A 12590-nucleotide genomic window follows, 5' to 3' on the forward strand; every position below is an offset into this window, starting at 1 on the left:
CAGGAATAAACCGTTGCGGCGCGAAGCGCGGGTGAGTCCTGTACACTGCACGACCTTGGCAGCCACACATTCCCCCGGCTGCGCTCCCGATCCTGGATTTTCCGGCCATGCAGAAAGAAACCGAAATCAAACTCCGCGTCAGCCGCGAAACCCTCGCCGCCCTGCGCGAGCACCCGTTACTGAAAAAACGCAACAAAAGTGGCTGGGAACGCCGTGAGTTGATGAACCAGTACTTCGACACGCCCGAGCGTGACCTGGCACGCGCCAAGGTTGCCCTGCGCCTGCGCAAGGACGGTGAAGAAGTCATCCAGACGCTGAAGACCCGTGGCCAGAGCGTCGCCGGTCTGTCCGAGCGTAACGAGTACGACTGGAACCTGCCCAAAGCCAAGCTCGACGTGAAGAAACTCGACGGCGAATGCTGGCCTGAAGAGCTTGCTGAGCTGGACAAGAAAACCCTCAAGCCGATCTTCACCACTGATTTCGTCCGCGAGCGCGCGGAGATCGCCTGGGGCCGTGGCAAGACCAAAGTGGTCATCGAAGCCGCGCTGGACCTGGGCCACGTGGTGGTCGGCAAGCAGAAAGAAGAAATCTGCGAGCTGGAACTGGAACTGCGCGAAGGTGAACCCGCCGCGTTGCTGGAACTGGCCGCCGAACTGGCCGCGACTCTGCCATTGATGCCATGTGACATCAGCAAGGCCGAGCGCGGTTATCGTCTGTACGACGCCAACAGCTATTCGCTGAGCCTGCCGGCGCCGCAGATCACCGCTGAAACCCCACTGGACGACGCCTTCGCCGCCCTGAGCTGGCACCTGCTGGGCAGCAGTCAGCGTCTGGCCGAGCAGTACCGCTTCAATGGTCACTGGCGCCTGCTGCAGGACTGGGTGGAAAACCTCGCCGAACTGCGTGCGCTGGTCAGCAGCCTCGGTCAAGCCGCGCCGCGTCAATCGACCCATGACCTGCGCGTCGCGCTGGATGCCTTGCTCGAAGACTGGCGTCCGCTGGTCCAGGCCGGTCTGGAAGATGAAGACGTGCGCAAAGCCGCGCCGGAGCAGTTCCTCGAAGAACTCGAAGACCCGCGTTGGGGCCTGTTCTCGCTGACCACCTCGCGTTGGTTGCTGGCCCGCACCTGGGCGGCTGACCGCAACGTTCGCGGCAATCGCCAGGGCGCCGCGCAACTGGGTAGCTGGTTGCCACGTCTGCTGGGTGAAGAGGCGACGTCCCTGCAATTGCAGCGCTACCAGCAACAGCCGGAAGACCTCGCCGAGCAACTGCCGCGCATCGAACGCATCCAGGCCTGGTTGCACCATGCGCGCAACGTGCTGGAGATCCCGGAAATGGATCGCCTGTATGGCGAGTTGAACAAACTGGCGCAACTGGCCAACGAGCCGACGATCACTGATGAACTGCTCGATGCGCGCAAGCAGCAGGCGATCGCGGTTTATCAGAATCGTGCGTGGAAGATGCTTCTGCGTATGTAACCCTGTGGCGAGGGAGCTTGCTCCCGCTGGAGGCCGAAGGACTCCCAATTCCGACAAACGCCGGTTTTGGGGTCGCTTCGCAACCCAACGGGAGCAAGCTCCCTCGCCACAAAGGCAATTACCGCACCACCGGCAAACTGGTGGTCGACTTGATCTCCGACAACGCGACAATCGAATTGACCTCCTGAATCCCCGGCACCAGCGACAGCTTCTCAAAGAAAAACCGCTCATACGCCTCGATGTCCGCCGCGACAATCCGCAGCATGAAGTCCACCGCCCCCATCAGCACATAACACTCCAACACCTCGGGAAAACCGCGAATCGCCTCGGTGAATTCGGTGAAGTTCGAACGCCCGTGAGCGTTGAGTTTTACTTGGGCGAAGATCTGCGTGTTGAGGCCGATTTTCTTGCGGTCGAGCAAGGTCACCTGGCCGCGAATGATCCCCTCCTCTTTCATCCGCTGAATCCGCCGCCAGCACGGCGACTGCGACAATCCCACCTGTTCGGCAATCTGCGCGCTGGAAAGCGAAGCGTCCTCTTGCAGCAACGCGAGAATCTTGCGGTCGTAGCTGTCCAGTTCGCTCTGCATAAAAAAACCTTCAACTGATCATTCTGTGAATTACATGATTCGGCAATGCCGCATTACGCCTAATCATAGATAAGAAATGCCCCGCCCCGAATGTAAAAATTTCTCCACTCAGTCTGGAGACCGACCATGCCGCATCTGGAAGCCGTAACCACCCCGCTCACCCGCGCCGATGTCTGGAACGCCGGCAACACTCACTGTCGCGTTCGCTACCAATTGTTGGCCGAAGCTGAACCGGATTTGCTGTGCCGCGCACTCAACCTGTTCGCCTTACAGTGCCTGACGCCGGAACAGGTGAACGTGCAACGCCACGATGATTTGCTGACGATCGACATCGTCATGGATGGCTTGAGCTGGCACCGCGCCCAGGTGATTGCGGAAAAACTTCGTAACCTGATCAGCGTCTGCTCGGTTGATCTGCAAGCGGCTGATTCTGCGTGGGCTGAAGCGGCACAGGCGGCGGGCTGAAAAACCCCGATACGGCTTCGTCGGGTAGTGGCCCAACGGTGTGTGGGGTCACGACTATCCTTTGCGCACTGTTGTTCAAAAGGAGCCCGCATGTCCGTTCAACTCGCCCTTCAGGACCGCTGGCTGGATCTCAATGATTTGCTGCGTGAACTGGTCGCCCAAGGCTTTATCAGCCAGGACGCCGCCGAACACGCGCTCAATGCCCGTCGCCGCCACGCCGCCAATGGCCAGATGCACCCACTGGAATTCATCGCCAGCCAACAACTGGACGACCTCAGCCGCCCCGGTAAACACCTCGACCTCGAAAGCCTGACGTTGTGGCTGTCGCAACAGGCCGGCCAGCCTTACCTGCGTATCGATCCGCTGAAGATCAACGTTGCGGCCATCACGCCGCTGATGTCCTACGCCTTCGCCCAACGCCACAAGATTCTCGCGGTGTCTATCGACCGCGACGCCGTGACGGTGGCCAGCGCCCAGCCCTACGTCAACGGCTGGGAAGCCGACCTGACCCATGTCCTGAAGCTGCCGATCAAGCGCGTAGTGGCCAACCCGGTGGACATCCAGCGCTTCAGCGTGGAGTTTTTTCGCCTGGCCAAATCGGTCACCGGCGCGAACACCGCCGATCAGCAAATGAACACCCTGGGCAACTTCGAACAGTTGCTCAACCTCGGCGCCAGTGACCAAGAGCCGGACGCCAACGACGCGCACATCGTCAACATCGTCGACTGGCTGTTCCAGTACGCCTTCCAGCAGCGCGCGAGCGATATCCACATCGAACCCCGGCGCGAACAGGGCACCGTGCGTTTTCGCATCGACGGCGTGCTGCACAACGTCTATCAATTCCCGCCGCAAGTGACCATGGCCATCGTCAGTCGCCTGAAAAGCCTGGGACGGATGAACGTCGCGGAGAAACGCAAACCCCAGGACGGCCGGGTGAAGACCAAGACCCCGGAGGGCGGCGAAGTCGAACTGCGGCTATCGACGTTGCCAACGGCCTTTGGCGAAAAAATGGTCATGCGGATCTTCGACCCGGAGGTGCTGCTCAAGGATTTCGATCAGCTGGGTTTCTCCGCCGACGACTTGCGCCGCTGGCAGGACATGACCCGCCAGCCCAACGGCATCATCCTGGTCACCGGGCCGACCGGTTCCGGCAAGACCACCACGCTCTACACCACGCTGAAGAAACTGGCGACGCCGGAGGTCAACCTCTGCACCATCGAAGACCCGATCGAGATGGTCGAGCCGGCGTTCAACCAGATGCAGGTCCAGCACAACATCGACCTGACGTTCGCTGCCGGCGTACGCGCACTGATGCGGCAAGACCCGGACATCATCATGATCGGCGAGATCCGCGACCTCGAAACCGCGGAAATGGCGATTCAGGCTGCGCTGACCGGTCACCTAGTGCTGTCGACGCTGCACACCAACGATGCGCCAAGCGCGATCAGCCGCCTGCTGGAACTCGGTATGCCGCATTACCTGATCAAGGCCACGGTGCTGGGCGTCATGGCCCAGCGACTGGTGCGCACCTTGTGCCCGCACTGCAAGGCCCCGCAAGCCTTGGCCGAAGAGGACTGGCAAACCCTGACCCGGCCCTGGCAAGCACCGCCGCCCAGCAACGCGCAACGGGCGATCGGCTGCCTGGAATGCCGCGACACCGGCTATCACGGCCGCGCCGGGGTGTACGAAATCATGCAACTGACCGATGGCGTGAAGGCGCTGATCAATCCCGACACCGACTTGCTGGCAGTGCGGCGCCAGGCGTTCAAGGAAGGCATGCGCAGCCTGCGACTGTCGGGGGCACAGAAAGTCGCGGCGGGTTTGACGACGATCGAGGAGGTGCTGCGGGTGACGCCGCAGAGTGAGCAGAAGTAGCCTGGTCGCCAGGGAACTCGATGGGGGGGCGACAATCCAACACCGCAGTTAATCAGTGGAGTCACCCCCTATGCGTCTCAAACTTGCTGTCGCTACCATCGCCCTGTTGTCCCTGCCTGTCGGTTCGGCGATGGCCGATAGCTTTTGGCGTAACGTCATTTCGTCCGGTGCAACCACCGGTTCGACCTACCTGACGTTCAAGGATCACAAGCTGATCGTCGCTGCCCAGGACGATGCTGGCAGTTTTGTCGCCAGTGACGGCGGCATCCGCGGCCCATACCTGGAAGCGGCCATGCAGAAAGTCCGCGCCGACAATCCGGGCCTGCAGGCCACGGATATGGAATTGGCGAATGCGATTTTGGCGAAGAATGCCGTGGCGTCGGAATAAGCCAGGTTGCTGAACAAAAATGCCGCTCACATGAGCGGCTTTTTTTTGCCAGACACAAAACCCTTGTAGGAGCTGGCTTGCCAGCGATGGCGGCGTGTCAGTCATCGGTGATGTTGGATGTGCCGGCCTCATCGCTGGCAAGCCAGCTCCTACAGGGACTTGTGTATTTCAGCGATATTCATCCAGCGGCACACACGCACAAAACAGATTCCGGTCGCCGTAAACGTTATCCACCCTATTCACCACCGGCCAATACTTGTGGGCCTTGGTGTGCTCATCCGGCGTCACCGCCTGCTCAATACTGTAAGGCCGTTCCCACACGCCAGTGATGTCCGCCAACGTGTGCGGCGCACGCTTCAATGGGTTGTCCTCGGCCGGCCAGTTGCCGTTCTGCACCTCGGTAATCTCTGCGCGGATGCTCAGCATCGCGCCGATAAAGCGGTCCAGCTCAGCCTTCGATTCACTCTCGGTCGGCTCGACCATCAACGTCCCCGGCACCGGGAACGACATGGTCGGCGCGTGGAAGCCGTAGTCCATCAGGCGCTTGGCCACGTCCTCTTCACTAATACCAGTCAGCGCCTTGAGTGGCCGCAGGTCGAGAATGCATTCGTGGGCCACCCGCTCGTTGCGCCCGGAATAGAGCACGGGAAATGCGCCGGACAGGTGCCGCGCCAGATAATTTGCGGCGAGGATCGCCACTTCACTGGCGTCGGCCAGTTGCGGCCCCATCATGGCGATGTACATCCAGCTGATCGGCAAAATGCTCGCGCTGCCCCACGGCGCCGCACTGACTGCGCCGTTCTGCGGCAGCGGCCCGTCGATCGGCACCACCGGGTGGTTGGCCACGAATGGTGCCAGGTGCGCGCGCACGCCAATCGGCCCCATGCCCGGCCCACCGCCGCCGTGAGGAATGCAGAAGGTTTTGTGCAGGTTCATGTGTGACACATCGGCGCCAATGTCCGCCGGGCGCGCCAGCCCGACCTGGGCATTGAGGTTGGCGCCATCCATGTACACCTGACCGCCGTGACTGTGGATAACTTCGCAGATTTCGCTGATGCCCTCTTCGTACACACCGTGAGTCGACGGATAGGTCGCCATCAGACAGGCAAGCTTGTCCCCGGCGTGCGCAGCTTTTTCTTTCAGGTCTTCCAAATCGACGTTGCCCGCCTCGTCGCACTCGACAATCACCACGCGCATCCCGGCCATTTGCGCCGAGGCCGGGTTGGTGCCGTGGGCCGATGACGGAATCAGGCAGATATCGCGCCCACCCTCCTGGCGGCTCTCGTGGTATTTGCGGATCGCCAGCAGCCCGGCGTACTCGCCTTGGGCACCGGAGTTGGGTTGCATGCAGATCGCATCGAACCCGGTGATCGCGCAGAGCCAGCGTTCCAGTTCTTCGATCATCAACGAATAGCCGACGGCTTGCTCCTTCGGCGCAAACGGATGCAGGTTGGCGAACTGCGGCCAGGTAATCGGGATCATCTCGCTGGTGGCGTTGAGCTTCATCGTGCAGGAGCCCAGCGGGATCATCGATTGATTGAGCGCCAGATCCTTGTTTTCCAGTTGTTTGAGATAGCGCAGCATCTCGGTTTCGCTGTGGTGAGCGTTGAACACCGGGTGGCGCAAATAGGGCGAGGTGCGCGAAAGCGCCTCGGGAATGCCGGCAGCCAGGGTTTCAGCGTCCAGTTCGTCGACGTTGAGCCCATGATCGGCGCCGAGGAACACATCGAACAGTTTCGCCACCGTGGTTTCGTCAGAGGTTTCGTCAAGGCTCAAGCCGAGTTGACCACGGCCCAGGATGCGCAGGTTGATCTGTGCGGCTTGGGCGCTTTCGATAATTGCGGTCTGGGTACCGCCGACTTCCAGAGTCAGCGTGTCGAAGAAGTGCTGGTTGAGGCGGGTAATCCCCTTGCGCTCAAGGCCGGTGGCGAGGATGCAGGTCAGTCGGTGCACTCGTTGGGCAATTCGTTTCAGCCCTTCGGGGCCGTGATAGACCGCGTAGAAACTGGCGATGTTGGCCAGCAGCACCTGCGCGGTGCAGATGTTCGAGTTGGCCTTTTCACGGCGAATATGTTGCTCGCGGGTTTGCAGCGCCATGCGCAGGGCAACGTTGCTGCGGGCGTCTTTTGACACGCCGATGATGCGCCCCGGAATCGCGCGTTTGTACTCGTCGCGGCTGGCAAAAAACGCCGCGTGTGGCCCGCCGTAACCCATGGGCACGCCGAATCGCTGGGACGAGCCGAACACCACGTCAGCGCCCAACTCTCCCGGCGGGGTCAGCAACAGCAGGCTCAGCAGATCGGCAGCAACACACGCTAAAGCCTGTTGCGCATGCAAATGATCAATCAACGGGCGCAGGTCACGGATCTCGCCATGAGTGTCGGGGTATTGCAGCAGCGCGCCGAAGACCTGGTGCTGTTTCAAGTTATCCACAGCGTCGACGATCAGCTCGAAACCGAAGCCTTCGGCGCGGGTCTGCACCACGGAAATGGTCTGCGGATGGCAGTTTTCGTCGACAAAGAACAGATTGCTTTTCGACTTGGCGACCCGCTTGGCCAGGGCCATGGCTTCCGCCGCCGCGGTGGCTTCGTCCAGCAGCGAAGCGTTGGCCAGTTCCAGGCCCGTGAGGTCGATGGTCAATTGCTGGAAATTCAGCAGCGCTTCGAGCCGCCCTTGGGCGATTTCCGGTTGATAGGGTGTGTACGCGGTGTACCAACCGGGATTTTCCAGCACGTTGCGCAGGATGACGGTTGGCGTCAGCGTGTTGTGATAGCCCATGCCGATCAGGCTGGTCCAGACCTGGTTCTGCTCGGCGTAGCCCCGCAGCTTGGCCAGTGCGGCTTCTTCATCAAGGGCCGGCGGCAGGTCGAGTGGCCGGTTCAGGCGGATTCCCGGTGGCACTGTCTGTTCGATCAGCTCGACCCGACTGCCAAGGCCGAGGCTGTCGAGCATCGCCTGTTGCTCGGCGGCATCGGGGCCGAGGTGGCGGCGAAGAAAAGCATTGGGATCGCGTAACTGGCTCAGGGACGGCAACTGGGACATGACGGGCTCTCTCTTGACTGGCGCTCAGCGTCGATGCAACACGGTCAAACCAGCATAGCAGTCGATGGAAGATCAAAAGATCGCAGCCTTCGGCAGCTTCTACATTGAACCGCGATCCCCTGTAGGAGCTGCCGCAGGCTGCGATCTTTTAGCGCCCACAAAAAAGCCCCGACAAGTCGGGGCTTTGGGGATGACGCCTGAAGGCTTACTCGCCGATGGCGGCCTTGTAACCCGCTGCATCAAGCAGCTTTTCCAGGTCAGCGGTGTTGCTTGGCTTGAGTTTGAAGATCCACGCGCCGTACGGGTCGGAGTTGAGCAACTCAGGTTCAGCGCTCAGTTCTTCGTTGATCGCAATGACTTCACCGGCAACTGGGGAATAGATATCGGAAGCGGCTTTAACCGACTCCACCACACCGGATTGATCACCGGCGGCAAAGACGTTGCCGACTTCGGTCAGCTCAACGAACACCACATCACCCAGCGCTTCCTGCGCGTGATCGCTGATGCCCACGGTGACGGTGCCATCGGCTTCCAGGCGAGCCCACTCGTGACTCTCGGCAAAACGCAGGTCGGCAGGGATATCGCTCATGTTCTGTGTCCTCAAGAAATTGGTCGGCGGTCGATGCCGCCAGAAAAGGTTAGATCAAGGTTTTGCCATGGCGTACGAAGGTCGGTTTGACCACTCGGACCGGGTACCACTTGCCACGGATTTCCACTTCTGCGCGGTCGGCAGTCGCCATCGGCACGCGCGCCAGTGCAATCGACTTGCTAAGCGTAGGAGAGAAACTACCACTGGTGATCTCTCCTTCGCCAACATCGGCGATACGGACCACTTGATGAGCGCGCAAAACCCCGCGCTCTTCAAGGACCAGACCGACCAGTTTGTGCTGTATGCCACCGCTGCGCTCGGCTTCCAGAGCCTTGCGACCGATGAACTGGCGAGTGGCCGGTTCCCAGGCAATGCTCCAGGCCATATTGGAGGCCAGCGGTGAAACGTCTTGATTGATGTCCTGGCCGTAGAGGTTCATGCCGGCTTCTACCCGCAAGGTATCCCGCGCGCCAAGACCGATCGGGGAAATACCCGCCCCCACCAGATCGTTAAAGAATCCCGGTGCCTGATCGGCCGGCAAAATGATTTCCAGACCGTCTTCGCCGGTGTAGCCGGTGCGCGCGATGAACCAGTCACCGTCGGGCAGGCCTTCGAAAGGTTTGAGTAGCTGGATCAGATTGGCGCGGGACTGGGTCACCAGTTCGGCCACTTTGTGCCGGGCGTGGGGACCTTGAATGGCCAGCATCGCCAGCTCGGAGCGCTCGCTGAGCTGCACCTCGAAACCATCGAGATGGGCCTGCATCCACGCCAGGTCCTGGTTGCGGGTGGAAGCGTTGACCACCAGGCGATAACCGTCATCAAGGCGATAAACGATCATGTCGTCGACGATGCCGCCGCGCTCATTGAGCATGCTGCTGTACAACGCACGGCCGGGGCTGTGCAGGCGTTCGACGTCATTGGCCAGCAAATGCTGGAGCCAGGCTTTGGCCTGCTTACCGACGACATCGATCACGGTCATGTGGGATACATCGAAAACACCGCAATCGCGGCGCACCTGATGGTGTTCCTCGACCTGCGATCCATAATGCAGAGGCATATCCCAACCGCCAAAATCGACCATCTTCGCGCCGAGGGCGAGATGAAGGTCATACAGAGGCGTACGCTGTCCCATGGGTTTCTCCTTCCGGGCGTGGCGAAGGTGCGGGTGAGAGCCATTGGAGTGAAAGCCTTGTAATTAAAGGCCTTCAGCCGATTTTCACAACCTTGTCTGTCAGACGTACCGCACCGAATGCCGCGCATTGTAGCCGCAAGGTGTAGGACTGGCACCTAGCTGTTTCGATGCGCTGAACGCCGGATCAATCCGATGACCGGTAGCAGCCCGACCAAAACCAGGGTCAAGGCCGGCAAAGATGCCCTCGCCCACTCTCCCTCGCTGGTCATTTCAAAGATCCGCACTGCCAGCGTGTCCCAGCCAAACGGGCGCATTAACAGGGTCGCGGGCATTTCCTTGAGCACGTCGACGAATACTAGCAGCGCCGCACTCAACGAACCGGGCAGCAACAGCGGCAGATACACTTTGAAAAACAGTCGTGGCCCACTGACACCCAGGCTACGTGCCGCTTCGGGCAAAGATGGCCGTATACGCGCCAGGCTACTTTCCAGCGGCCCGTAAGCCACGGCGATGAAGCGCACCAGGTACGCCAGCAACAACGCCGACAGGCTGCCCAACAGCAGCGGCTTGCCAGCCCCACCGAGCCAACCGGAGAGCGGGATCACCAGCTCGCGATCCAGGTAACTGAACGCCAGCATGATCGATACCGCCAGCACCGAACCGGGCAAGGCGTAGCCAAGATTGGCCAGACTGACCCCGGAACGGATCGCCCGGGTCGGCGCCAAACGTCGGGCAAAGGCCAACACCAAGGCGACGCTCACCGTGATCAACGCCGCCATCGCGCCCAGGTACAAGGTATGGACGATCAGCCCGGCGTAACGCTCATCCAGATCCAGACGACCGCGCTGCCAGAACCACACCAACAGTTGCAGCATCGGAATGACGAAAGCGCAGGCGAACACCAACCCGCACCACGTCATGGCCAACAGCGCCTTGAAGCCATGCAGGTGATACAGCGCCTTGACCCGCGGGCGCTCGTTGCTCGCCCGGTTGGCACCGCGAGCACGCCGCTCGCCGTACAGCACGACCATCACCACCAGCAGCAACAGGCTGGCCAGTTGCGCGGCGGTGGACAGGCTGAAGAATCCGTACCAGGTCTTGTAGATAGCGGTCGTAAAAGTATCGAAGTTGAACACCGACACCGCGCCGAAATCGGCCAGGGTTTCCATCAGCGCCAATGCCACGCCCGCACCGATGGCCGGCCGTGCCATGGGCAACGCCACCCGCCAGAACGCTTGCCATGGTGATTGCCCGAGGACGCGTGCCGCTTCCATCAGGCCTTTGCCTTGGGCCAGGAACGCCGTGCGTGCCAACAGATAAACGTAGGGGTAAAAAACCAGCACCAGAACCAGGATCACCCCGCCCGTAGAGCGCACCCGCGGCAAACGCAGGCCTGTCCCGAACCACTCGCGCAGCAGGGTTTGCACGGGGCCGGCGAAATCCAGCAGGCCGACAAAGACAAACGCCAGCACGTAGGCCGGGATCGCAAACGGCAGCATCAGCGCCCAGTCCAGCCAACGGCGGCCGGGGAATTCGCAGAGGCTGGTGAGCCAGGCCAGGCTAACCCCGAGGACCGTGACGCCGACACCGACGCCCAACACCAAAGTCAGGGTATTGCCCAGCAGACGCGGCATCTGGGTGTCCCAGAGGTGGGACCAGATCTGTTGATCGATAGTTTGCCAGGACAGCAGCAGGACACTCAGCGGCAACAAGACCAGCGCAGCGATGGCGAAGACCAGGGGATACCATCGGCGTTGGGCGGGGTGGGCCACAGACAAGCTCTCGCGGAAAAATCGTGCAGTGTAGGGAAAACGCAAAAAGATCGCAGCCTCCGGCAGCTCCTACAGGGTGATCACCGACCCAATGCAGGAGCTGCCGAAGGCTGCGATCTTTTGATCTTTTAAACCAGCAGGCTTAGTTCCAGCCAGCCCGATCCATCATGCGAATCGCTTCAGCCTGACGCTTGCCTGCGACTTCCACCGGCAAGGTGTCAGCCACGAACTTGCCCCATGCCGCGACTTCCGCAGACGGCTGCACCGTCGGGTTCGCCGGGAATTCCTGATTCACGTCAGCGAAGATTTTCTGCGCCTCAGGCGTGGTCATCCACTCCACCAAGGCCTTGGCCGCTTCCGGGTGCGGAGCGTGTTTGGTCAGGCCGATGCCCGACAAATTCACGTGCACGCCACGATCCGCCTGGTTCGGCCAGAACAGTTTCACCGGCAGCTCAGGTTTCTGCTTGTGCAGGCGACCGTAGTAGTAGGTGTTGACGATGCCAACATCACACTGACCCGCACTGATGGCTTCGAGGACCGCAACGTCGTCGGAGAACACATCAGTCGACAGGTTGTTAACCCAGCCTTTCAGGATCTTTTCAGTTTTTTCCGCGCCGTGGACTTCAATCATGGTGGCGGTCAGCGACTGGTTGTAGACCTTCTTCGCCGTGCGCAGGCACAGGCGACCTTCCCAATTCTTGTCGGCCAGTGCTTCGTAGGTGGTCAGTTCGCCCGGTTTCACCCGATCGGTGGAATAGGCGATGGTCCGCGCCCGCAAGCTCAGGCCGGTCCAGGCGTGGGAGGCCGCGCGGTATTGCAGCGGAATGTTGGCATCGATGGTTTTCGAGGTGAATGGCTGGAGGATGCCCATTTGCTCGGCTTGCCAGAGGTTGCCGGCATCGACGGTAAGCAGCAGGTCGGCGGTGGCGTTCTCGCCCTCGGCCTTGATCCGCTGCATCAGCGGCGCTTCCTTGTCGGTGATGAACTTCACCTTCACGCCGGTTTTGGCGGTGTAGGCATCGAAGACCGGTTTGATCAGCTCGTCGATACGCGAGGAATAAACCACCACCTCGTCAGCAGCCTGGGCGGTGGTGCTGCCGATCAGGGTCAGGGCCAGTGCGGTCAGTAGACGCTTCGGTGCCAACATGGGAGCGGTCTCTCGATTGAAAAAGTGAGGCCAAATGATAAGGACTCACATTTGCCTTCTCAATCGGACAGTTCGCGGAGGAGTTACCAGATGTTGCACAGGATTCGACGCAA

10 protein-coding genes are annotated in these 12590 nt (G+C 60.8%); 4 read left to right on the forward strand and 6 right to left on the reverse strand.

The window, feature by feature from the left end; genetic code table 11:
• Window positions 1-107 precede the first annotated feature (107 nt).
• The gene (locus tag NL64_RS08180; RefSeq protein ID WP_034147633.1) at window positions 108-1478 is read left to right on the forward strand and encodes a CYTH domain-containing protein; all 1371 of its coding nucleotides are present in this window, start codon (window positions 108-110) and stop codon (window positions 1476-1478) included.
• A 118-nt stretch (window positions 1479-1596) separates the two neighbouring features.
• Here the strand turns inward: NL64_RS08180 and NL64_RS08185 are convergent, their stop codons facing one another.
• On the reverse strand, window positions 1597-2067 hold the full coding sequence (locus NL64_RS08185) for an Lrp/AsnC family transcriptional regulator (RefSeq protein WP_034147634.1): 471 nt from the start codon (window positions 2065-2067) through the stop codon (window positions 1597-1599).
• A 126-nt stretch (window positions 2068-2193) separates the two neighbouring features.
• On the opposite strand from NL64_RS08185, the gene NL64_RS08190 reads away from it, so the two are divergent.
• From NL64_RS08190 to NL64_RS08200, 3 genes are all read left to right on the forward strand, one after another.
• A complete protein-coding gene (locus NL64_RS08190) occupies window positions 2194-2532 on the forward strand; it encodes a hypothetical protein (RefSeq protein ID WP_034147635.1) in 339 nt (112 codons plus the stop codon).
• Between the two features lie 90 nt (window positions 2533-2622).
• Window positions 2623-4407, forward strand: a complete 1785-nt coding sequence (locus NL64_RS08195) for a GspE/PulE family protein (RefSeq protein WP_034147636.1) — start codon at window positions 2623-2625, stop codon at window positions 4405-4407.
• Window positions 4408-4477: 70 nt separating this feature from the next.
• Entirely contained in the window at window positions 4478-4795 is a 318-nt protein-coding gene (locus NL64_RS08200) for a DUF2388 domain-containing protein (protein ID WP_010466645.1), read from the forward strand.
• Between the two features lie 168 nt (window positions 4796-4963).
• On the opposite strand, the gene gcvP is transcribed toward NL64_RS08200, so the two are convergent.
• From gcvP to NL64_RS08225, 5 genes are all read right to left on the reverse strand, one after another.
• A complete protein-coding gene (gcvP, locus tag NL64_RS08205) occupies window positions 4964-7837 on the reverse strand; it encodes an aminomethyl-transferring glycine dehydrogenase (RefSeq protein WP_034147637.1) in 2874 nt (957 codons plus the stop codon).
• A gap of 205 nt (window positions 7838-8042) precedes the next feature.
• Window positions 8043-8426: a glycine cleavage system protein GcvH gene (gcvH, locus tag NL64_RS08210; protein WP_034147638.1), complete on the reverse strand. Its 384-nt coding sequence runs from the start codon at window positions 8424-8426 to the stop codon at window positions 8043-8045.
• 49 nt (window positions 8427-8475) lie between these two features.
• Window positions 8476-9558 carry a glycine cleavage system aminomethyltransferase GcvT gene (gene gcvT / locus NL64_RS08215; RefSeq protein WP_034147639.1) on the reverse strand — a complete coding sequence of 361 codons (1083 nt, stop codon included), beginning with the start codon at window positions 9556-9558 and terminating at the stop codon, window positions 8476-8478.
• A 155-nt stretch (window positions 9559-9713) separates the two neighbouring features.
• On the reverse strand, window positions 9714-11330 hold the full coding sequence (locus NL64_RS08220; RefSeq protein ID WP_034147640.1) for an ABC transporter permease: 1617 nt from the start codon (window positions 11328-11330) through the stop codon (window positions 9714-9716).
• 142 nt (window positions 11331-11472) lie between these two features.
• The gene (locus NL64_RS08225; protein ID WP_034147641.1) at window positions 11473-12477 is read right to left on the reverse strand and encodes an extracellular solute-binding protein; all 1005 of its coding nucleotides are present in this window, start codon (window positions 12475-12477) and stop codon (window positions 11473-11475) included.
• Between the last annotated feature and the right edge of the window lie 113 nt (window positions 12478-12590).

The sequence above is a fragment of the Pseudomonas fluorescens genome, from assembly GCF_000802965.1.
Lineage (GTDB): Bacteria > Pseudomonadota > Gammaproteobacteria > Pseudomonadales > Pseudomonadaceae > Aquipseudomonas > Aquipseudomonas fluorescens_A.

Coding starts and splice junctions, on each gene's coding strand:
- NL64_RS08190 (WP_034147635.1), top strand. CDS start 2,194: ATGCCGCATCTGGAAGCCGTAACCACCCCGCTCACCCGCGCCGATGTC.
- NL64_RS08195 (WP_034147636.1), top strand. CDS start 2,623: ATGTCCGTTCAACTCGCCCTTCAGGACCGCTGGCTGGATCTCAATGAT.
- NL64_RS08185 (WP_034147634.1), bottom strand. CDS start 2,067: ATGCAGAGCGAACTGGACAGCTACGACCGCAAGATTCTCGCGTTGCTG.
- gcvT (WP_034147639.1), bottom strand. CDS start 9,558: ATGGGACAGCGTACGCCTCTGTATGACCTTCATCTCGCCCTCGGCGCG.
- NL64_RS08180 (WP_034147633.1), top strand. CDS start 108: ATGCAGAAAGAAACCGAAATCAAACTCCGCGTCAGCCGCGAAACCCTC.
- NL64_RS08200 (WP_010466645.1), top strand. CDS start 4,478: ATGCGTCTCAAACTTGCTGTCGCTACCATCGCCCTGTTGTCCCTGCCT.
- NL64_RS08225 (WP_034147641.1), bottom strand. CDS start 12,477: ATGTTGGCACCGAAGCGTCTACTGACCGCACTGGCCCTGACCCTGATC.
- gcvH (WP_034147638.1), bottom strand. CDS start 8,426: ATGAGCGATATCCCTGCCGACCTGCGTTTTGCCGAGAGTCACGAGTGG.
- gcvP (WP_034147637.1), bottom strand. CDS start 7,837: ATGTCCCAGTTGCCGTCCCTGAGCCAGTTACGCGATCCCAATGCTTTT.